General features: G+C 74.4%; 13 protein-coding genes. 6 read left to right on the top strand and 7 right to left on the bottom strand.

What is annotated here, in order from left to right:
* Position 1: 1 nt before the first annotated feature.
* Both GH723_RS14270 and GH723_RS14265 read left to right on the top strand, forming a co-directional pair.
* Positions 2–985: a TIGR03885 family FMN-dependent LLM class oxidoreductase gene (locus GH723_RS14270; protein WP_153760279.1), complete on the top strand. Its 984-nt coding sequence runs from the start codon at positions 2–4 to the stop codon at positions 983–985.
* Positions 982–2,661, top strand: a complete 1,680-nt coding sequence (locus GH723_RS14265; protein WP_153760278.1) for an alpha-amylase family protein — start codon at positions 982–984, stop codon at positions 2,659–2,661. The genes GH723_RS14270 and GH723_RS14265 overlap by 4 nt, the downstream gene beginning before the upstream one ends.
* 105 nt (positions 2,662–2,766) lie before the next feature.
* Here GH723_RS14265 and GH723_RS14260 read toward each other — a convergent pair whose 3' ends face one another.
* On the bottom strand, positions 2,767–3,984 hold the full coding sequence (locus GH723_RS14260) for an aminotransferase-like domain-containing protein (RefSeq protein WP_153760277.1): 1,218 nt from the start codon (positions 3,982–3,984) through the stop codon (positions 2,767–2,769).
* Between the two features lie 42 nt (positions 3,985–4,026).
* On the opposite strand from GH723_RS14260, the gene GH723_RS14255 reads away from it, so the two are divergent.
* Positions 4,027–5,406, top strand: a complete 1,380-nt coding sequence (locus GH723_RS14255) for an aminotransferase-like domain-containing protein (protein ID WP_195210323.1) — start codon at positions 4,027–4,029, stop codon at positions 5,404–5,406.
* An 11-nt stretch (positions 5,407–5,417) separates the two neighbouring features.
* On the opposite strand, the gene GH723_RS14250 is transcribed toward GH723_RS14255, so the two are convergent.
* Both GH723_RS14250 and GH723_RS14245 read right to left on the bottom strand, forming a co-directional pair.
* Positions 5,418–6,146, bottom strand: a complete 729-nt coding sequence (locus tag GH723_RS14250) for an isocitrate lyase/PEP mutase family protein (protein ID WP_153760275.1) — start codon at positions 6,144–6,146, stop codon at positions 5,418–5,420.
* A gap of 4 nt (positions 6,147–6,150) precedes the next feature.
* On the bottom strand, positions 6,151–6,594 hold the full coding sequence (locus GH723_RS14245) for a nitroreductase family deazaflavin-dependent oxidoreductase (protein WP_153760274.1): 444 nt from the start codon (positions 6,592–6,594) through the stop codon (positions 6,151–6,153).
* Between the two features lie 139 nt (positions 6,595–6,733).
* Between GH723_RS14245 and GH723_RS14240 the strand changes: the two genes are divergently transcribed.
* Positions 6,734–8,476, top strand: a complete 1,743-nt coding sequence (locus GH723_RS14240) for an ABC transporter substrate-binding protein (RefSeq protein ID WP_195210322.1) — start codon at positions 6,734–6,736, stop codon at positions 8,474–8,476.
* 54 nt (positions 8,477–8,530) lie between these two features.
* Here GH723_RS14240 and GH723_RS14235 read toward each other — a convergent pair whose 3' ends face one another.
* The gene (locus GH723_RS14235) at positions 8,531–9,883 is read right to left on the bottom strand and encodes a nicotinate phosphoribosyltransferase (RefSeq protein WP_407650224.1); all 1,353 of its coding nucleotides are present in this window, start codon (positions 9,881–9,883) and stop codon (positions 8,531–8,533) included.
* Position 9,884: 1 nt separating this feature from the next.
* Entirely contained in the window at positions 9,885–10,484 is a 600-nt protein-coding gene (locus GH723_RS14230) for an isochorismatase family protein (protein ID WP_153760271.1), read from the bottom strand.
* Positions 10,485–10,546: 62 nt separating this feature from the next.
* Here GH723_RS14230 and GH723_RS14225 point away from each other — a divergent pair, with 62 nt between their 5' ends.
* Positions 10,547–11,809: a metallophosphoesterase family protein gene (locus GH723_RS14225; protein WP_195210321.1), complete on the top strand. Its 1,263-nt coding sequence runs from the start codon at positions 10,547–10,549 to the stop codon at positions 11,807–11,809.
* A gap of 1 nt (position 11,810) precedes the next feature.
* The gene (locus GH723_RS14220; RefSeq protein ID WP_195210320.1) at positions 11,811–14,948 is read left to right on the top strand and encodes an AAA family ATPase; all 3,138 of its coding nucleotides are present in this window, start codon (positions 11,811–11,813) and stop codon (positions 14,946–14,948) included.
* Here GH723_RS14220 and GH723_RS14215 read toward each other — a convergent pair.
* Positions 14,922–18,299 (bottom strand): UvrD-helicase domain-containing protein, encoded by a 3,378-nt coding sequence (locus GH723_RS14215; RefSeq protein ID WP_195210319.1) that lies wholly within the window; start codon positions 18,297–18,299, stop codon positions 14,922–14,924. The genes GH723_RS14220 and GH723_RS14215 overlap by 27 nt on opposite strands.
* Entirely contained in the window at positions 18,296–21,481 is a 3,186-nt protein-coding gene (locus GH723_RS14210) for a PD-(D/E)XK nuclease family protein (protein WP_153760267.1), read from the bottom strand. Before GH723_RS14210 ends, GH723_RS14215 begins: the two co-directional genes overlap by 4 nt.
* Between the last annotated feature and the right edge of the window lie 37 nt (positions 21,482–21,518).

The raw sequence follows: 21,518 nt of genomic DNA, 5'->3' as shown, positions 1-21,518 counted from the left end.
GGTGACCGTCATCGGCTTCCACGCCTCCCACGAGCAGATCCACCCCCGTCAGCTGCTGGCCGACGTGCAGCGCGCCGAGCAGGCCGGCTTCACCGCCGCCATGTGCTCCGACCACTTCGCGCCGTGGAGCGAGCGGCAGGGGCACTCGGGCTTCGCATGGTCGTGGCTCGGCGCGGCGCTCGCCACCACCGACCTGCCGTTCGGCGTCGTCAACGCACCGGGCCAGCGGTACCACCCGGCGATCGTCGCCCAGGCGATCGCCACGCTCGGCGCCATGTTCCCCGGCCGCTTCTGGGCCGCCCTCGGCTCCGGGGAGAACATGAACGAGCACATCACCGGTGACGCCTGGCCCCGCAAGGAGGTCCGCCAGGCGCGCCTCGAGGAGTCGGTGTCGGTCATCCGCCGCCTCCTCGACGGCGAGGAGGTCAGCCACGACGGGCTGGTCACCGTCGACCGCGCCACGCTGTGGACGCGCCCCGAGGTCCGTCCGCCGCTCGTCGCCCCTGCGGTCAGCGTGGCCACGGCACGGCGGTCGGCGTCGTGGGCCGACGGCCTCGTCACGATCAACCAGCCCCTCGACCACCTCCGGCACATGGTCGAGGCGTACCGAGGGGCGGGGGGCCGGGGACGGGTGGCGTTGCAGGTGCACGTGTCGTGGGCGCCCACCGAGGACGAGGCGGTGGCGATCGCCATGGACCAGTGGCGCACCAACGTCTTCTCCCCGCCGGTCTGCTGGGACCTCGACACCCCCGAGGCCTTCGACGAGGTGAGCCGGGACGTCACCGAGCAGTCGGTGCGGGACGCCGTCGTCGTGGTGAGCGACACCGGTCAGGCCGTGGAGCGGCTCGGCGAGCTCGTCGACGTGGGGTTCGACGAGGTCTACCTGCACCACGTGGGCCAGGAGCAGGCGCGCTTCATCGACACCTTCGGTGAGTCGGTGCTCCCGCAGCTCGACGTCTCCGAGCCGGAGCGGAGGGCCGGATGAGGATCACCGACACCAGCGACCTGTGGTGGAAGAACGCCGTCGTCTACTGCCTCGACGTCGAGACGTACTTCGACTCGAACGGTGACGGGATCGGCGACCTCGCCGGCCTGGCCCAGCGCATCGACTACCTCGCCGAGCTCGGCGTCACCTGCCTCTGGCTCATGCCGTTCTACCCGACCCCCGATCGGGACGACGGCTACGACGTCATGGACCTCTACGGGGTCGACGGGCGGCTCGGCACGCTCGGCGACCTGGTCGAGGTCATCCGCACGGCGAAGGACCGCGGCATCAGGGTGATCGCCGACCTGATCGTCAACCACACCTCGGACCAGCACCCCTGGTTCAAGAAGGCCCGAGCCAGCAAGGACAACCCGTACCGGGACTACTACGTCTGGCGGTCCGATCCGCCGCCCGACACGAGCGACGAGGTCGTCTTCCCCGACAAGGAGGACGGGATCTGGGAGCACGACCCGAAGACCGACGAGTGGTACCTGCACCGCTTCTACAAGCACCAGCCCGACCTCAACGTCGCCAACCCCAAGGTGCGCGACGAGATCGCCAAGGCGATGGGGTTCTGGATGCAGATGGGGCTCTCGGGGTTCCGTGTGGACGCCGTGCCGTTCTTCCTCGAGACCACGGGGATCGATCGCCAGCAGGTCGAGGAGATGGCCGACCCGCACGAGTACCTGCGGGCGCTCCGCTCGTTCCTCAGCCGCCGCAACGGCGACGCCATCATGCTCGGCGAGGTCAACCTGCCGTACCGGGACCAGCTGAGGTTCTTCGGGGGCACGGACGGCGACGAGCTCGACATGATGTTCGACTTCGTCGGCATGCAGGCGATGTACCTCTCCCTCGCCCGGTGCGACGCTCGCCCCCTCGCCAAGGCGCTGCGCGGACGGCCGGCCACGGCGGTCGAGTCGCAGTGGGCGACGTTCGTCCGCAACCACGACGAGCTCACGCTCGACAAGCTCTCCGAGAAGGAGCGCCAGGAGGTCTTCGCGGCCTTCGGCCCCGAGGAGCGCATGCAGCTGTTCGGCCGGGGGCTGAAGCGTCGGCTCCCACCGATGCTCGAGGGCGACCCGCGCCGCGTCCGGATGGTCTACAGCCTGCTGTTCTCCCTGCCGGGCACGCCCGTCCTCTACTACGGCGAGGAGATCGGGATGGGCGAGGACCTCGACGCCGAGGGCCGGCTCGCCGTCCGCACCCCGATGCAGTGGACCTCGGAGACGGGTGGAGGGTTCTCGACCGCCCCGCCCCGCAAGCTCGTGTCCCGGGTGGTCGAGGGTGCCTTCGGGCCGGAGTTCGTCAACGTGGCCGACCAGAAGCGCGACCCGGACTCGCTCTGGAGCTTCGTCGCCACGCTCATCCAGCGCTACCGCGAGTGCCCCGAGCTCGGATGGGGGGACCTCGAGATCCTCGACCAGCCCCACCGCCAGGTCCTCGCCCACCGGTGCACCTGGGAGACGGCGTCGATCGTCGCCGTCCACAACCTCGGCAACGATCCGGTCGTCGTGCCGCTGCAGCTCGAGGACGCCGACGACGGGTGGTGCCTGGTCGACCTGCTGGAGGAGGGTCGCTGCGAGCTCGACGCCGCAGGTCGGACCGAGATCACGTTGGACGGCTACGGCCACCGCTGGTTGCGGGTGCAGCGACCTGAGGACCGCCGTCTGCCCTAGGGGCCGACGGCGCGCACGCCGCGCTCGACTGCGAGGTGTCGGGCGCGGTTGGCGTCAGATGCGCCGGATGTCGCGCCCGAGGGCGGGTGTCGGGCGCGGTTGGCGTCAGATGCGCCGGATGTCGCGCCCAACCACGTCGTCGAGGGCGGCGGCCAGGCGCGAGGCGGCGACGCGCAGGTCGTCCGGCGGGGCGGTGGCGAACGAGAGCCGCATCGCCCCGCGTCGCCGCGGCGTCAGCTCGCCGACGACGAACGCCTCGCCGGGCACGAAGGCCGTCCCGCGGGCGATCGCCGCGTGGAGCAACGCTGCGGCATCCGGCGCGTCGTCGCTCCGGGGCGCGGCCCAGAGGAACATGCCGCCGCCCGGATCGGTCAGCTCGTACCGGAGGCCGATGGCCTCGACGAGCGCCGCGCGCAACGCCCTCGCGCGCTCGGCATAGGTGGCGGCGACGCGGCGGACGTGCTCGTCGATGCCGCCCGGCGCGGTCACGAGAGCGAGGGCGATCTGCTGGGCGATGCCGGCGGTGTGCAGGTCGACGGCCTGCTTGGCTCGGGTCGCCGCGGCGACCACCTCGGCCGGACCGACGAGCCACCCCACGCGGAGCCCGGGGGCGAGGGTCTTCGAGAACGTGCCCAGGGTGACGACGCGGTCCGACTGGGCCGCCACCGGGACGACCGGCGCGCCACCGAACCGCAGGTCGGTGTACGGCTCGTCCTCGACGACGGCGAACCCGTACCGGTCGGCGAGGCCGGCCAGGTGACGTCGGCGGGCGTCGGGCAGGGTGGTGCCCGTCGGGTTCTGGAAGGTGGGCACGGTGTAGACGAGCCGAGGGCGGAGGCCGCGGCGCAACGCGTCCTCGAGGGCGTCGGTCCGGAGGCCGTCGTCGTCGACGGGGATGCCGCGGACGTCGAGTGCGTCGGCACGCAGCGCCTGGATGGCGCCGAGGTAGCCCGGCTCCTCGACGACGGCGACGTCGCCAGGGTCGGCGAGGACCCGGCCGAGCAGGTCCAGCCCCTGCTGCGACCCGGTCGTGACGAGCACCTGCGACGGCGACGTGGGGCGTCCGGTCACGGCCGCGTGACGAGCGGCGATCCACGCCCGGAGGCCGGGATCGCCCTCGGTGCTCGAGTACTGGAGAGCGGCGAGCGCCGTCGTCCGCCCGGCCAGGACGTGGGCGACGGCGTCCCGGATGGCGTCGAGCGGGAAGCCGTCCGGATCGGGCAGGCCCCCGGCGAGGGAGATCACCTCGGGTCGGTCCGCGAGGTGGAGGAGGTCGCGGATCGTGGACGACGACATGCCGGCGGCGCGGCGGGACAGCAGCATCGTGCGACGATGGGTGGAATGGACCGGTCCAATCAAGGCTCATTGGGTGGAACGCCACTGGATCTGCCTCCTGCGGGCTGGGAGCGCGGTCCCGGACCCCTCCACCGACGACTGGCCGACGCACTGGAGGCCCTCGTTCTGCGGGGTGAGCTGCCGCCGGGCACGGCGCTCCCGACCGAGCGCGAGCTGGCCCGGCGCGCCGCGGTCAGCCGGGCCACCGCCGCCGAGGCCTATCGCCGCCTGAAGGCCTCGGGCCGCATCGACAGCCGCCAGGGTCGCGGGACGTGGGTGGCGGGGACCCTGGCGCCGGCAGGCCGCGCGCCCGCCGAGAGCATGGGCGCGGTGCTCGAGCACCCCGACGGCTCGATCGACCTCTCCCTCGCCGCGCCGGAGGCGGGCGCGCGCGAGCGGACGGCGATCGGCGCCGCGCTCGACCACGCCCGAGGGGCGGTGGCCGGTACCGGGTACGAGCCGGCGGGCTCGACCGCGCTGCGGGCCGCGCTCGCCGATCGGCCCGACGAGGTCCTGGTGACCTCCGGCGCCCAGCAGGCGATCGGCTTCGTCGTCGAGGAGCTCGTGCGACCGGGTGAGGTCGTCGTCGTCGAGGACGTGACCTACGTCGGGGCCCTCGATGCCGCGCGCCGCGCCGGCGCCCGACTCGTCGCGGTGCCGACCGGCCCGGGCGGCGTGGACGTCGAGGCCCTGCGGGAGGCCGTGGTGCGGCACCGTCCCGCGCTGGTCTACCTGAACCCCACCCACCAGAGCCCGACGGGATCCGTCCTGTCCGATCGTGACCGGGCGCAGATCGTCGACCTCGCCGCCCGGACGGGGACGCCGGTGATCGACGACCGCGTCCTCGCCGACCTGCCCTTCGACGACGAGGGTCGGCCCCGGCCCCTCCGGTCCTTCGACCCGGGGGCCCCGATCGTCACGATCGGTTCCCTCAGCAAGGTGGCGTGGGCCGGGCTGCGCGTGGGATGGGTGCGGGCCGAGCCTGCGCTCGTGCGGCGCCTCGTACCGCGGCGGGTCGTCGCCGATCTGGGCGGCGACGTCCTGGCTCAGGCGGTGGCCCTCGCGCTGCTCGACGAGGTCCCGCGCCTCGCGGCGGCCCGCGCGCTCGACCTGCGACGGCAGCACCGGCACCTGACCGCGGCCCTGGTGCAGCACCTCCCCGAGTGGGAGGTCGCGCCGAGCCGCGGGGGGACCGCGGCGTGGGTGCGACTGCCCGTCGCCGATGCTCGCGCCGTGGCGGACGCCGCGGCCGCCCACGGCGTCCACGTGGTCGCCGGCTCGCTGCTCGCGCCGCACGGGGACATGGGCGACCGTCTGCGGCTGGCCGTCACCCAGCCACCCGAGGTGCTCGACGAGGCCGTCGCCCGCCTTGCGGCGGCGTGGTCGGACCTTCCTGGCCGAGGCAGCTGAGAGCGGGCTGCTCAGGCCCCGTCGCGGAGGGCGAGGGCCCGCTGGCGGGCTGCCTCGTACGCCGCGGACTGGAGCGCCCCGCCGGTGGAGACGCGCCGCACGCCGAGCGCGGCGAGCTCGGCCACCGAGGGCGTGCCGGGGAGCGCGAGCACGTTGACGGGTCGGCCGACCTCCCGCACCACCCGTTCGATGTCACCGGCGTCGAGGAGCCCCGGCGCGTAGACGACGTCGGCGCCGGCGTCCCGGAACGCGACGAGGCGCTCGATGGTGTCGTCCAGATCGCCCACCCCGTAGAGGTGGTTCTCGGCTCTGGCCGTGAGCACGAGGTCGTGGCGTGCGCAGGCCTCGGCGGCGTCGCGGACGGCGGCGACGGCTTCCTCCATCGGCACGACGGCCCCACGCGCCGGGTCGTGGTCCTCGATCGAGCAGCCCGCGGCGCCGGCGTCGGCGAGCAGCCGAACCGTTTCGGGGATGCCCCCGGGGTCGCCGGGGAAGAGGCGCTCGCCGTCGACGCTCAGGGGGACGGAGAGCACCGCGGCCAGGTCGGCGACGTGGGCGACGAGCTCGTCGCGGGTCGTCTCCTGGTCGTTGCGCCCGAGGGACCGGGCGAAGCCGGAGCTGGTGGTGGCGAGCGCCGGGAAGCCGGCGGCCTCCAGCGCGCGGGCCGAGCCGCGATCCCACGGGTTGGGCATGACGAACGTGCCGGCACGGTGCAGCTCGCGGAAGGCGCGGGTGGTCATCTGCTCAGCGGCGCCGGGCCACCCACACCGGGATGCGCCGCTCGGTCTTCTCCTGGTACTCGGCGTAGGGCGGGTACGCGGCGACCGCCCGCTCCCACCACGCCGCCCGCTCGTCGCCCTCGACCATGCGGGCCTCGGCGTCGAAGGGCTCGGGGCCGTCCTGGATCACGACGGCCGTCGGGTCGGCGAGGAGGTTGTGGTGCCAGGACGGGTTGGTGGGCGCGCCTCCCATCGAGGCCACGAGCGCGTACTCCCCGCCGTGCTCGACCCGCATGAGCGGCGACTTGCGGATCTTCCCGCTGCGGGTCCCGCGCGTCGTCAGGATGATGACCGGCATGCCGGTGTCGAGGAGCGTGTTGGCGCGCTGGCCGCCGGAGGCCTCGTACTCCTCCACCTGGTCGCGGACCCACTCCCACGTGCTCGGTTCGTACTCACCGTCGAGAGGCATGGCCGCACGCTACGCGCCGCCGTGTCGTCGTGCGGCGGTGACGGCGGTCACCCCATGCCGCGGTGATCCGTTATTGTCCGCCGTGTCAACGACGCCCTCCCGGGTGTCGGACACTCATCGACCCACTGGGGAGGACCACATGAAGGGCACGATGCCCACGCGCCGTCGACGGGGATGGCGTGCAGCAGCAGGGGTGATCGTGGCGGGGATCGTGGCGGCGAGCTGTGGCGGAGACGACTCGGGGTCGGGCGGCGACACCGGGACGACGGCGGACGAGCAGGCGATCAGCAGCACGACGCTGGCGTCCGACGTCGAGGAGGTGACGACCGGGGGGACCGTGGTCGTCGGCTTGGAGGCGGACGCCAACACCTTCCTCCCGGGCGCGGGTTCGACGAACACGAACGTGGCCCGGGCGGTGTTCGACTCCATCGCGGTGCGCGGCGCCGACGGCGAGATCCACCCCCACCTGGCCGAGTCGATCGAGGCCAACGAGGGATCGACGGAGTGGACGGTCACCCTGCGCGACGGCATCACGTTCCACGACGGCACGCCGCTCGACGCCGAGGCCGTGAAGCGGAACTTCGACGAGTACCTCAACACCGAGACCTCGACGGTCGCCGGCAGCATCACCCACGTGCAGGAGGTGCGCGTCGACGGGCCGCTCACCTACACCTACGTGCTGTCCGAGCCCGACGCCGCGTTCCCCGACCTGCTCACAGGCACGATCGGCTACCCGTTCTCCAACGAGGCCTGCGCGGCAGCCGGCCAGGACTGCGGGAGCCAGCCGGTCGGCGCCGGCCCGTTCCGCTTCGTGTCGTGGCAGCGTGACAGCGAGATCCGACTGGAGCGCAACCCCGACTACTGGCGCACCGACGCCAACGGCGTGCAGCTCCCCTACCTGGACGAGCTGATCTTCCGGCCCATCCCGGACGAGAGCAGCCGCATCGCCTCGGTGCAGTCGGGCGACATCCAGGTCGGGCACACGTTCCGCCAGTCGTTCGTCCGCCAGACCGAGGAGCTCGAGGCCGAGGGCGAGATCCAGTCGCTAGAGGGCCTCGGCAACAACGGCGGCGGTGGCATCTTCAACGTCCTCGTCCCGCCGGTCGACGACGTCCGCGTGCGTCAGGCGCTCGTCCACGCGACCGAGCAGGAGGACCTGATCGAGGTGCTGGGCGGCGCGGGCATCACCCCGCCCCAGACCCAGTTCTTCAGCCCGAACTCGCCGTGGTACTCCGCCGCGGTCGAGGAGGCGTACCCGGCGTTCGACCCGGCACGGGCCGAGGAGCTCCTCGACGAGTACATCAACGATCCCGAGCGGTCCGACGGCAAGGCGGTCGGCGAACCGGTCAGCATCCGCTTCCAGTGCCCGCCGGACCCGTCGCTCCTGCTCCTGTCCCAGACGGTCCAGGCCTTCTGGAACGGGGTCGGCGTCGAGGTCGAGCTCGAGCAGGTCGAGCAGCCGACGCTCATCACCAACGCCCTCGGCAGCGCCGATCAGGACCCGCCGTTCTCCGGCACCTACATGATCACCTGCTTCCGGATGGGTGCCGACCAGGATCCGTACACCACCCTGGCCCCGGCCTTCGGACCGGTGGCGACGAGCTCGGCCAACGTCGCCAACTACACGAGCGACAACCTCGACGAGCAGCTGCAGGTCCTCCAGACCAGCAGCGACTTCGAGGAGCGCTACGCCGCGGTCGAGTCGATGATGATGGAGCTGGCCGAACAGGTCCCGCTGATGTGGGCCGGCGGCACGGCGACGTCGCTCTTCGCGACGGAGGACGTGCGCAACCTCGGCGGCTGGACCGCCGGTGACGGCGCCCAGGGCGACGGCGTGACCGGCGCGGTCGTCTACTGGGCCGAGGTCTGGCGGGAGCGGTAGCCGCCAGCAGGCCACGAGCCGCAGGGGTCCGGGTGTCGGCGGGGCACCCGGACCTCAGCCGGCGCGGTGGCGTGCCGTGAGCTCGGCCACGAGCGCGTCGAGCGCGGCCGAGCGGCGCACGTCGTAGGGCGCCTCGCGCAGTTGCAGCGTCCGCAGCCGGCTCGGCAGCGCGGCGATCGACGTCGCGGCCCGTCGCCGGGACTCGTCGATCGAGGGCAGGGGCCCGATCAGCGCGCCGTCCCGCAGGACCGGGTGCAGCAGGGGCCGAGCATCGGTCGGCGGCTCCTCGTCATCGAGGGCGATGACGTCGTGGGTGCTCCGACCGTCGCGCTCGACCCGCCAGACCTGCTTGAGGCCGGGGAGCGTCACCTTGTCCTCGGCCAGCTTCATCTTCGGGCCCGACGCATCGGCCACGAGCTTGTAGACGCCACCCAGGTTCGGGGCATCCGCGCTGGTGCCGAGCTGGGTGCCGACGCCGAAGGCGTCGATCGGGGACCCGGAGGCGAGCAGCTCGGTGATGCGGTACTCGTCGAGGTCACCGGAGGCGAAGATCGACGTCTCGGTCATGCCGCCCTCGTCGAGGATCGCGCGGACCGCCCTCGACAGGTGGGCCAGGTCGCCCGAGTCCAGCCGGACCCCACGTACGTGGATGCCGTCGTCGGCCAGCTCGGCGGCGACCTCGACGACGCGGCGCGCTCCCTCCTCGGTGTCGTAGGTGTCGATGAGGAGGACGGCGTCGTCGGGGAACGTGCGGGCGAACGTGCGGAACGCGTCGCGCTCGTCGTCGAAGCTCATCACGTAGGCGTGAGCCATCGTGCCGGACAGCGGGATGCCCCACCGATGGCCGGCGGCGACGAGCGACGTGCCCGCCGCGCCGGCGACGTAGGACGCCCGCGCCGTCTGCATCGCCGCATCGCCGCCGTGGTCCCGGCGGGCCGAGAAGTCGACGAACGTGCGGTCCCCACAGGCGATCGCCACCCGTGCCGCCTTCGAAGCCACCATCGTCTGCGAGGCGACGAGGTTGATCAGCCGCGTCTCGACGACCTGGGCCTGGATGAGCGGGGCGGTGACCCGAAGGATCGGCTCGTTGCCGAACACCACCTCCCCCTCGGGGACGCCCCACAGGTCCCCGGTGAAGGTCAGGCGGGCGAAGGCGTCGAGCGCGTCGGGTGCGAACCGCCCGGTCGACTCGAGGAAGGCCAGCTCGTCGTCGTCGATCGAGAGGTCGGTGAGGAAGTCGACGGCGTCGGCGAGTCCGGCGGCGACGAGGAACTGGCGTGGCTCGGGCAGCCGCCGCACGAACAGGTCGAAGGTGGCGGTCTGCTCGGCGATGCCGACGCGCACGTAGCCCGCCGCCATCGTGAGCTCGTAGAGGTCGGTGAACAGCGCGCTGCCGGTGCGCACCACCTCAGGACACCACGGCGCCGGCCGCCGCCATCTCGGCGACCGCACGGGCGCCGTCGCCTTCCTCGAGGTCGACCGCTGCGGTGGCGTCGGGGATGACGACCGTGTCATAGCCGAGCTCGACGGCGTCGAGGACCGTGGCCTTCACGCACACGTCGGTGGCGATGCCGACCACGACGACCCGGCCGATCCCCCGCTCGCGCAGCAGCGGGTCCAGCTCGGTGCGGACGTCGGCGTCGGACTCGAGGTCGCGGACGGTGAAGCCCGAGTAGCCGTCGGCCTGGCCCGTGCCCTTGCGCACCACGGTGGCGTCGTCGGCCACCTCGAGGGCGGCGTGCAGCTCGGCACCCCAGGTGTCCTTCACGCAGTGGACCGGCCACGTGCCGCCGTGCGTGACGAAGTGCGGGGTCTCCGCCGGGTGCCAGTCCTGGGTGTAGACGATGAGCGCGCCGGCCTCGCGCGCCGCGAGGATCTGCTCGTTGACCTTGGCGACGGCCACGTCACCGCCGGTGACGTAGAGGCTGCCGTCGGGGTGGGCGAAGTCGTTCTGCATGTCGACGACGACCAGGGCCACGTCCGGTCCGTAGGTGATGTCGGATGCCATGCGCGCACCCTACCCAGGCGGTCGATCCCCACCCCAGGGGTGGCGCCTACGATCGGCCTTCCGTGGGCTTCCGATTCCTGCACGCCGCCGACCTCCACCTCGACACGCCCTTCACCGGGCTCGGCGCGACGTCTCCCCAGGTCGCGCAGGCCCTGCGCGACGCCAGCCTCCTGGCGTTCGACGACCTCGTCCGGACCGCCATCGCTCGAGACGTCGCCTTCGTGGTGCTCTCCGGCGACGTGTACGACGGGCCCGAGCGGGGGATCCGCGCCCAGCTCCGCGTGCTCCGGGGCGTCACGCGCCTGGCGGAGCGGGGCATCGCCACCTTCATCGCCGCGGGGAACCACGACCCGGTGGAGGAGGGGTGGTCCGCCGTGCGCGAGTGGCCCGACCTCGTCACCGTGTTCCCGGCCGGCGAGGTCGTGAGCGTGCCCGTCGAGCGCGACGGGCGCGTCCTCGCCACCGTGCACGGCACGAGCTACGCCCGCCGGGCGACCACCGAGAACCTCGCGGTGCGGTTCCGTCGGACCGACGCGCCCGGGGTCCACGTCGGGGTGCTGCACGCCAACGTCGGTGGCCGACCGGGCCACGACCCCTACAGCCCGTGCACGGTCGACGACCTCGTCCGCACCGGTCTGGACTACTGGGCGCTCGGCCACGTGCACACCCGGGAGGTCCTCCACCGCGACCCCTGGATCGTCTACCCCGGCAACCTCCAGGGCCGGTCCCCGCGCCCGGGGGAACGGGGCGCGAAGGGCGTGCTGATCGTCGAGGTCGACGACGCCGGCACCATCGGGGAGCCCGAGCTCGTCGCGCTCGACCGCGTCCGCATCGACGACGCCACGTGCGAGATCGACGAGCTCGCCGACCTCGGCGAGCTCCACACCCGCCTCCGCGAGCTCGGCCAGCAGCGCCTGCTGGCGGCCGAGGGCCGCTCGCTGCTCCTCGGGGTGCGGCTCGTGGGCCGGGGTGCGCTGCACGCCGACCTCCGCCGTCCGGGCGCGGCTGCTGAGCTCCTCCAGGTCCTGCGCGACGACGCGCCGCTCGATCCGCCGTTCCTCTGGTGGGATCGGCTGGACGTGGCGACGACGACGCCGCACGACCTCGACGAGCTGCGCCAGCGGAACGACTTCGTCGCCGACCTGCTCGAGGAGTCGACGGCGATGGACGAGGCGCGGCGCACCGCGCTGTCGGAGGAGTGGGCGGCGGAGCTGCCCGCCGACCTCTCGGCACTGCTCGGTGACGAGCGGCCGGACCCGACCGCGGCTGCACGGTGGCAGGAGGCCGTGCGCCTGGCCGTCGACCTCGTCGTCGAGGAGGACTGACGTGCGCATCCGTGGGTGGCACGTCGACGGGTTCGGGGTGTTCCACGACGCGCGGGTCGAGGACCTGCCGTCGGGGCTCACGATCGTCGCCGGGCCGAACGAGGCGGGGAAGTCGACGCTGCTCGCGTTCCTGCGCGGCGTGCTCTTCGGGTTCCCCGACGGCCGAAGCCGCAGCCGCCGGCACCCGCCGGTGAACGGGGGTCGTCACGGCGGCGCGGTCGTGCTCGGGACCGACGACGGTGACTGGTCGGTCGAGCGCTACGTCGATCCCAAGGCCTTCGTCCTGCGGCGGCCGGACGGTTCGCTGGCCGAGGACCACGAGCTCACGGACCTGCTCGGCCATGCCGACGCCGGGTTGTTCAACAACGTCTTCGCCTTCGGTCTGAGCGAGCTCGACGGCTTCGAGCTGCTCGACTCCCAGGCCGTGCGCGACCGGGTCTTCTCAGCGGGCGTGGTCGGGGCCGGCCGTTCCGCCCGCAGCGCGATCGACGCCCTCGACGCCCGGCGGAGCGCGCTCGTGCGGCCACGCGGCCGCTGCGTGGTGCGCGACCTCGCCGACGAGGCCCGCGCCACCGCCCGCACCCTCGTGCAGGCGCAGGCGGCGGCGGCCGACCTGGTCCGCCGGCGCGACGACGTGGATCGCCTCGCCGATCTCGCCGAGAGCCGCCGCCGCGCCGTGGAGGCGTGCCGCACCGAGCAGCACCGGCTCCGGGCCCTGCTCGAGGCGTGGCCGTGGCGGGGTCGGATCGACGCGATCGAGCAGGAGCTCGACGAGCTCGAGGAGCAGCCCGGGCTCGACGACGCCGTCGTGGCGCGCTTCGACGAGGTCCGCGCCGAGCTGGCGGCCGCCGAGGTCGCGCTCGACGCCGCAGAGCTGGCGCTCGCCGCCGCCGTCGAGCGCCGTGACGAGCTCGACGTCGACGACCGGCTCGTCGAGCTGGGGCCGGTGGCCCAGGCAGTCGGCGCGGAGATCGTCGCCGAGGACGCACGCACGGAGCGGTTGTCCGAGCTCGATCGCGAGATCGACGTCGAGCGGGGTCAGCTGGACGAGCTGCTCGGTCGGCTCGGCACCGGGTGGGACCGCGCGCACCTCGACGCCTTCGACGTGTCGATCCCCGCAGCGGACGACGTCCGACGGCGCGGGCGGGAGCTCGACGACCTGGTGGCCGACCACCGTCGACTGGTCGCGTCGTGCGACGACCTCCGTCGCCGACGTGACGAGGCCGAGGCGGAGGTGCGCGACATCGAGGCCCGTCTGGGCGAGCGCGACCTCGACGGCGAGCGGGAGCGCCAGGAGCGGCGGGCCCGATCGCTCCGCCAGTTGCGGGCGCACCTCGTCGACCTCGGGACGGAGGCGGCGCGGCTCGACGCCGCCGAGCGCGCCGTGACCGGTCTGCGCGCCGTGCGCCCACCGGCGCGGTCGGCGAGCGGTGCGGTGCTCGGCACCGGTCTGACCGCCGTCGGCGTCGCCCTCGTGCTGTTCGGCCTGGCCGCGGCCATCGGCGGCTCGGGGCAGCTCGCCACCGTCCTCGGCGGCTCCGGAGTGGTCTTGGCGGCCCTCGGCCTCTCGGTCGTGCTCACCCGCCGGACCGCGGTGCGACCCGATGGAGCGGACGACCTGGCCTCGCAGGTGCGTGCCGCCGAGGCGGAGCGGGACGCCGCACGCGTGCGGGTCGACCACCTGCGCGCCAGCGTGCGGGCGGCGGCGCTGGTCCTCGACCTTCCCGAGGAGCCGTCGGCGCTCGACGTCGAGGACTGCGCCGCCGCGCTCGACGCGCAGGCCGAGGAGGTTCGCCGCGACGCCACGCTCGCCGACCGCCTCGTCGCCCTGGTGGCCGAGCGCGACGGCGCCGCCGCCGCGCTGGCGCCCCTCGAGCTCGAGGCGTCGACGCGCGAGGCCGAGGTCGAGCAGGCCTCCCGGGCGTGGGCGGCGTGGAAGGAGGCCCAGCGCCTGCCGCCGGACCTGGGGGTGGAGGCGATCAACGACCTCTTCACCGCCGTGGAGCGGGCCCGCTCGTCGTCCCGACGCCTCCACGCGCTGGAGCGCGAGCGCGAGCACCTCGACGAGGAGTCGAACCGCTTCCGTGCCCGGGCCGTCGACCTCCTCCGTCGCGCCGGTCTCGACGACGACGGCGACGACCTTCTCGCCGACGTGCGCCACCTCGTCGACCGTGCGGCGGCCGACCGAGATGCCCGCCGGGCGCTCGAGGAGCGGACCCGGGCGGTGGACGACGCCGAGCAGAGGACCGAGCTGGCCTACGACAGGGTGGCCCTGGCGCGCGCCGAGCGGACCGAGCTGCTGGAGCGCATCGGGGCGATCGACGACGCCGGCGTCCGCACCGCGGTGGAGCGGTGGCGACGCCGGCGTGAGCTCGTGGCCGAGAGGGCCCAGGCCGAGGCCCAGATCCACGCCGTCCTCGGCCGGGGCGACGCGGCCGACGCGGCGGCGGCGCGGCTGGTCGAGGGCGACGTGTCGGGGTGGGAGGCGGCGCTCGAGGAGGAGGTGCAGCGGATGCCGGACCTCGAGGCGGCCCACGAGGACGCCATCCGCATGCACCACGACGCGGCGCGGTCGCTCGAGGAGCTGTCCCGCACCGGTGATGTCGCCGAGGCGGCCGTCGCCGCGGCGTCGGCGCGGACGCGGCTGGCGGAGGCCGTCGGCGAGTGGCAGACCCTCACCGCCGCCCGCCAGCTCGTGGCCGCGACGCTCGGGCGCTACGAGCGCGAGCGACAGCCCGCCGTCCTCGCTCGCGCCGAGGCGATGTTCCGCGACGTGACCGACGGCGCCCACCAGGGGCTCGCCGTGGTCGACGGCGAGCTGGAGGTGCTCGACCGGCGGGGTCGACGGCTCTCGGTCGACGACCTCAGCCGGGGGACGGCCGAGCAGCTCTACCTCTGCATGCGGTTCGGGTTGGCGGCCGAGATGGCGGCCCACACACCGCTGCCGTTCGTCATGGACGACGTGCTCGTGAACTTCGACCCCGAGCGGACCGAGCGGATGGCGGCGGTCGTCGCCGACCTCGCCGGTGCTCACCAGGTGCTCGTGTTCACCTGCCAGCCGACGACGGTCGCCGCCCTGGAGGCGGCGTCGCCCGGCGCCCGCGTGATCGAGCTACCCCGGCACGGCGTCGCCGACTGACCCACGTGGGCGGGCGCCGACGCGCAGGCGCTGTCGGACCTCGTCGGTGGCGGCTGCGAGGTCGGGGATCTCCACCTCGGTTGCACCCTCCGGGCCGAGGACGACGAGCAGGCACCGTGCGACGGGCCGTCCCAGCGTGGCCTCCACCATCAGGGCGTAGGTGGCGGTCTGGAGGCGGTACCGGGGGATGAGCGCCTGCGGGTCGGGCGTGCGGTCCGTCTTGTGGTCGATGACCTCGAGCCCGTGGTCGCCCTCGACCAGCAGGTCGATGTAGCCCTCGCAGAGCACCCCCTCGACCTCGGCGCCCAGGTACAGCTCCCTCCAGTGGGGCCGGCGGGCCGCCGCCACGATGCTCGGGGCACCGAGCGCGGCGCGGGCGAGCCGCTCGACCTCCGGGGCGCGGCCGGGGATGCCCTCGGCCGCGGCCTGGGCCGCGGCGATGGCGGGCAGGTCGGCACCCGAGGCCAGGTCGACCGTCTGGAGCGTGGCGTGGACCGCGCGTCCGATGGTCGTGCCGGCGCGGCCCCGGCGCCACGGCTCGGCCTCGTCGACGGGTGCACCGTCGCCGTCGTCCCCCGGTGGAGGCGACGCGGGATCGGCGGCGGGGAGGAGGCCGGCCACCGCGGTGGCGGCGACCACCGACGGCCGGGCGGCCTCGGCGAGGCGCGCGGCGCGGTCGGCGATCCAGCGGGCGCGGTCCTGGTGCCGGGCGTCGGGGTCGGCCGCCGGCGGTGCGGCCTCGAGGTCGAGCGTCAGCTGGCCGGGCTCGAGGTCGAGCGTCAGCTGGCCGAGCTCGGTGTCGGAGGCGGGGGCCGCGGTCGCCTCCTCGGAGGGGAGCGGGCGCCAGGTGTCAGGGTGGGCGGTGCAGATGGCGTGGAGCCGTGCCGCGACGTTGCGCTCCGGCCCCCGGGACGCGTCGTGGTGGACGCAGAGCAGGAGGTGGTCGCGGGCGCGGGTGGTGGCGACATACATCAGTCGCCAGGACTCGTGGACCTCGTGCTCCTTCTCGCGCTCCCACAGCTCGGCGTGGCCGGTGGTGGTGAGGCCGCTGCGCACCGACGCCTCGGGAACGTGGTCGTCGGTCCACTGGACGTTGGGCCCGTACCGCATCTCGCCCGGGTCGCGATCGATCCCGGCGACGGCCACGATCGGGAACTCGAGGCCCTTGCTGGCGTGGATGGTGAGCACCCGGACGGCGTCGTCGTCGGTCTCGGGGAGGATGGTCTCGCTGACCCGGGCGGACTCGTCGGCCTGGAGGTCGGTCCACTCCAGGAAGTCCCGCAGGGTGCCGCCCTCGGCGTCGGCGTAGGCCCGGGCCTGGTCGGCGACGAAGCGGAGGCGACGCCAGACGTCGCGGGGACGGGGCGTGGCGGTCGCGAGCTCCATGAGGTGGCGCTCCCGGACGACGCGCTCGACGAGCGCGCTCGGTTCGTCCCACGTGGCGGCATCGTGCAGCTCGCGCAGCGCGGCGAGACCGGCGACGACGGGGTCGTCGTCGGGCGTCCCCTCGGGCGGGTCGGCACGGAGGTCGAGCCGACCGCCGCCCACGGCGTAGCGGGCGAGGTCGTCGTCGCCGCACCCGAAGGCGGGGGAGCGCAGCGCGGCGACGAGCGCCAGCTGATCGGTGGGGTCGTCGATCGCCCGCAGCACGGACAGGAGGTCGCGGACCTCCTGGGTGAGCCACACGAGGGAGCTGGCCTCGATGCGGTAGGGGACCCCGACCCGGTCGAAGGCGGCGCGCAGCTCGGGCAGTCCGGTGCGGGTGGGGACGAGCACCGCGATGTCGCTCCATCGAGGCGACCGCCACTGGCCCGTGCGGTCGTCCTCGACCTGCCAGGCGTCGTCCATGGCCCGGTGCAGCGCCCGGGCCAGGTCGTCGCTCGCCGTGGCGCGCCGCTCCGACGCCGAGCCCTCGATCGGGCCGCCGATGGCGACGACGGGCAGGTCGCCGGGGCCGTGGGGGCGCGCCGGTGTGAGGGGGTTGTAGGCGGGCTGGGCACCGGCGGTGCCGGCGCCCATGATCTCGGCGAAGGCCCGGTTGACCCACTCGACGATGCCGGGGACCGAGCGGAAGCTCGTGGACAGGACGCGCTCGTCGGTGTCGTCGCCGTCGCGCACGCGCAGGTAGAGCCGGATGTCGGCGCGCCGGAACCGGTAGATCGACTGCTTCGGGTCCCCGACGAAGAAGATGCGTCCCGGTGGCGTGGCGATGTCCTCCCATGGCGCGTCGACGTCGAGGTCGGTGGCGGCGATCAGCCGTGCGATCTCGATCTGGATGGGGTCGGTGTCCTGGAACTCGTCGACGAGGAGGTGGCGGTAGCGGTCGTGGAGCCGGCGACGGACGGCGGCCGAGCTGCGCAGCAGCTGGCGCGTCATGACGAGGAGGTCGTGGAAGTGCAGCCGACCCGCGGTGCGCCGCTCCTCCACGCCGGCGAGCGTGAAGCGACCGAGGTCGTCGAGGAGGCGTCGCAGCACGTCGTCGACGGCGTGGGCGCGTGCCGCCTGGGCCGCGTCGGTGGCGTCGGTGAGCAGGCTGCGCAGCTCCTCGAGCGTGCCGGCCGGCCAGTTGGGCTTCGCGCCCCGCCGGCCGTACTTGCCGCTGCAGATCGGTTCGAGGATCTGGAGGCGCTCGACCGCGGTGGTGGCTGCCGCGGCTTGACCGAGCCACACGGCACGCTCGTCGAGGAGCCGGGCCACGGCGTCGCTGTCGTCGAGGCACTCGGCCCGGCGGGCCACGGCCGCGCGGAGGGGGGCGACGACGGGTTCGAGGTCGATGGGCCCGAGAGGGGGCCGGTCCGGTGCCCGGCTCGGGAGGCGGTCCCAGCTGTCCTCGAGGGTGCGGGCGAGGACCTTCAGGTGGGCGGGCTCGATGCCGAGCACGACGGCCCGCTGGACCACCTCGGCCCGGTCCGGGTCGTCGAGCAGCTGGTCGAGGAAGGCCCGCCAGCGGCGCTCGAACTCGACCTGGGCCCCGATCTCGGAGTGGACCTCGATGATCGGCGGGAGCCCGGCCTCCAGCGGGTTCTCCGCGAGGATGCGCTGGGCGAAGCCGTGGAGCGTCGAGATGGCGGCCCCGTCGAGCCCCGCGAGCGCGCGGGACTCCGCCTCGCCGGCGTCGACGGTGTCGAGCGCGCCGCGCACCCGGTCGCGCAGCTCGGCCGCGGCGGCCTCGGTGAAGGTGATGACGGCGAGGTCCTCGATCGGCACGCCGTCGCGGATGAGGGTCACCACGCGCTCGACGAGGCTGTGGGTCTTCCCCGTGCCGGCGCCGGCCTCGACGAACAGGGTGAGGTCGTGGGCGTGTGCGATGTCGTGGCGGGCGGCGTGGTCGGGCAGGGCGGGGGTCGTCACGACGCGGCCTCGGCGTCGTCGGCGGGGTTCTCGTCCGGGTCCTCGTCGATCTCCCCGGCGAGGACGAGGAGGTCGTGGAGCTCGGGGGCGAGGCGGACGTTCTGCCACTCGACCCCGCGGTCGCGCCCGCACACGACGTCGAACGCGCAGTGCAGGCAGCGCTCGAAGGGGGGTTTGCCCAGACGGGTGGACGGAGGACCGGGGCGGCCGGGGAAGTGCCCGGCCTCGATCCCGTCGGCGATCGTGGTGAGGACCTCCTCGAACCGGGCCTCGTGCTCGGGTTCGGAGGTGTACCCGTAGCGCTCCCACCCGCCCTTGTCGGAGATGTGCCAGTAGGCGGTGTGCACCGGGCCGGTGGCGTCGGGGTGGGCGGTGCGCGCCGCCAGCGCGTACACGGGTAGCTGGAGCTTCTCGCCTCGGAGCAGCTTGTCCTCGCCCTCGGCGATCGCCTTCGCCTCGCGGGCGCCGCCCGTCTTGTAGTCGAGCACGAGCAGCCCGCCGTCCTCGGTGCGGTCGACCCGGTCGGCGAAGCCGCGGAACTCGATCCGCCGGTCGCCGGGCAGGTCGAGGACGGCCCGCACCGGCTCGTCGGGGCCGAAGGGGAGCTCGGTCGAGACCGGGGTCGAACGGTTCTGGGCCCGCAGCTGGTCGTCGAGATCGAGGAAGCGGTCGAGGTCGCGGTGGAGGGCGACGCGGTCGAGCGCCCAGAAGACGGGCCGACCCGTGAGGCCCTGGTCCTCGAAGCCGGCCCCCACCTCGTCGAGCAGCGCGTGGGCGCGTGATCGCTCCGTGGGGCTCCACCGCTCGTCGGGGGCCTTGGGCCCGGTGCTGATCACCTCGTCGAGGAAGCGATCGAGCGTCTCGTGGACGAGGGACCCGCGGTCGCGGGGCGTGATGCGGTCGATGACCTCCGGGCGCTCCTCCTCGCGCAGGCGCAGCACCTGGGCGAAGAAGTAGCGGCGAGGGCAGGCGGCCCAGCGCTCGAGCGCCGTCGGGGACAGCGCACCGCCGTCGCGGAAGGTGGGGATCTCGACGCCGGTGACGTGGCCGGTGAAGCGACCGAAGCCGCCGAGGCGGCGGGCGCGCAGGACCGCCATGGCGTGTCCGAGCGCAGGCACCTCGGTGGTGATCGGGTGCTCGTGGGCCGCCCGGCCGTCGGCCACCCAACCGGCGAGGTCGGAGAGGTCGCGGTCGGTGAGCGAGAGGTGGTGCGCCGCCGCGGCGGTGCCCGACGTGAACGACCGGACCTCCTCGATGGCGGGGTGGTCGAGCGTGGCGAAGCTGCGGGTCGTGACCGGCGCGCCGACGAGCGCGGCCGCCGAGTCGAGCAGCCAGCGCGACGGGATCCGCTCGCGGCCCTGGCGGAGGTCGCCACGGGGCATGAGCAGGATGCGACGCTCGGCGCCGGCCATGGCGGCGAGCAACCGGTGGTGCTGCTCGACGACGACGTCCGCCCGACGGGGGAGGTCGAGCCCGGCGCGCTCGCGATCGGCGTCGGGGACGAGGGCGTCGTCGGAGGTGCGGCCGGGCAGCGTGCCCTCGGCCAGCCCGACGACCACCAGCAGGTCGAGGTCGAGCCCGACGGCGTGGTGCAGCGGTACGACGAGGAGCCCGCGGCCGGTGGCGCCGGTTCGGCCGTGGACGACGTCGAGCTCTGCCGCGAGTGCACGGCGGAAGGACGTGGCGCGTGGTGACGGCTCGACCTCGTCGAGCGCCCCGAGGCGTTCGAGCGCGTCGAGGACGGCGACCCCGGCCTCTGTCTGGTGCTCGGGCCACCCCGCCCAACGTCCCTCGGGACCGAGCGTGGCGTGGACCAGCGCCCGTGCCGCCGTGGCCATCTGCTCCCAGGAGCCGGCGTCGTCCACGCGGCGGTGCAGCTCGGCGAGCCAGGTGAGGAACGTGCGCAGGCGCTCGACCTCCCGCTCGTCGCGCTCGGCGCGGCTCGCCGACGCGGCGTCCGGGGTGGCGCGCGCCCGGCGCGCCGCGTCGTCGCGGAGGCGCTCGACGTGGGCGTCGAGGTGGCGGTGCCACTCGGCCAGACCGCCGGCGACGATGCCGGCCCGTCGTGTGAGCACGTCCCAGCGGGTGGTGGGGACGCGCTGGCCGTCCGCGTCGCGGATGGGGGCCGCGGCGAGCCAGGCGATCAGCCGGTCGCGCTCGAGGCGCTCGTGGGGGGCGAGAGCGAGCGCGCCGAGCAGAGTGCGGCCGACCACCGACGACGCCAGGGTGGCGGTGGCCGTGGCGCTGATCGGCAGCTGGGCCGCGGCGGCCTGCTCCTGCAGGAGCCGCGCGTAGGGCTCAGAGGAGGGGTACGCGATGGCGGTGCGCTCGAGTGGTGTGCCCTGCTCCCAGTGCTCGACCACGGCGCGCAGGGCGGCGCGGACCTCGTCGTCGGCGTCGGTGGTGGTGATGATCCGTTGCGCCGTGGGAGGCGACGGACGGTCGGGCTCCGACGCGGCGCCGAGGATGGGCTCGAGACGCTCGCGGAGGGCCGCCACCGTGGCGTCGGCGGTGGGGTGGCCGGTGACGCCGAGGAGCACCGTGACCGCGTCCTGGTCGGCCAGCGCACCGACGAGCTCGACCTCGGCAGGGTGCAGCCGCGAGGGGAGGTGCACGACGAGGTGCCCGAGCTGGCCGGCACGACCCCGACGGACGGACTCGACGGCGGCGCGGGTGAGGTCGTGGCGGTCGTAGCGGTCGGGCGCGGCGGCGAGGACGCGCTCGGCCAGCGCGGCGAGGTCGGCCGCCCGGCCGCCGAGGTCGGCCAGGCGACGACGCCCGTCGGCACCCACCGAGGCGAGGTCCTCGACGAGGCGCACGACGGCGGCCTCGGTGGCGTGGTGGTCGGCCGCCGGCGCGAGGACCCGACCCGGGGCGTCGCGCAGCACGGCGCGCGCCGCCGCTCGGGCGACGGTGGCGGTGCGCGGTCGTCGGCCCTGCGCGGCGAGCGACGGGGCGCCGAGCAGCTCGACGATCCGGGGGAGGACGAGGAACTGCACGTTGACGACACCCCCCCGGCGCGCGGCGAGCGTGCGCCGCAGCGAGAGCCCGGCCCGGGGGTGGGCGACGGCGACGGTGACCGGTGCCAGCGGGTCGTCGCCCTTGGCCGCGGCGATGGCACGGCCGAGCGCCGCCGTCGCCGGCCGCCCGTGCGGCACCACCTGCAGCCTGTCCTGACCCATGCGAGCAGGGTACGCAGGTGCAGTGACACCGGCGGCG

Source organism: Actinomarinicola tropica, assembly GCF_009650215.1.
In the GTDB taxonomy this organism is placed as follows: Bacteria; Actinomycetota; Acidimicrobiia; order Acidimicrobiales; family SKKL01; genus Actinomarinicola; species Actinomarinicola tropica.
Note: the sequence above shows the minus strand (reverse complement) of the source record. Positions and strands in the feature narration are given on the sequence as shown.

Excerpts from the sequence above, each read along its gene's own strand:
- GH723_RS14210 (WP_153760267.1), bottom strand. The coding sequence starts at position 21,481 with ATGGGTCAGGACAGGCTGCAGGTGGTGCCGCACGGGCGGCCGGCGACG.
- GH723_RS14250 (WP_153760275.1), bottom strand. The coding sequence starts at position 6,146 with ATGACCACCCGCGCCTTCCGCGAGCTGCACCGTGCCGGCACGTTCGTC.
- GH723_RS14240 (WP_195210322.1), top strand. The coding sequence starts at position 6,734 with ATGAAGGGCACGATGCCCACGCGCCGTCGACGGGGATGGCGTGCAGCA.
- GH723_RS14260 (WP_153760277.1), bottom strand. The coding sequence starts at position 3,984 with ATGCTGCTGTCCCGCCGCGCCGCCGGCATGTCGTCGTCCACGATCCGC.
- GH723_RS14245 (WP_153760274.1), bottom strand. The coding sequence starts at position 6,594 with ATGCCTCTCGACGGTGAGTACGAACCGAGCACGTGGGAGTGGGTCCGC.
- GH723_RS14230 (WP_153760271.1), bottom strand. The coding sequence starts at position 10,484 with ATGGCATCCGACATCACCTACGGACCGGACGTGGCCCTGGTCGTCGTC.
- GH723_RS14265 (WP_153760278.1), top strand. The coding sequence starts at position 982 with ATGAGGATCACCGACACCAGCGACCTGTGGTGGAAGAACGCCGTCGTC.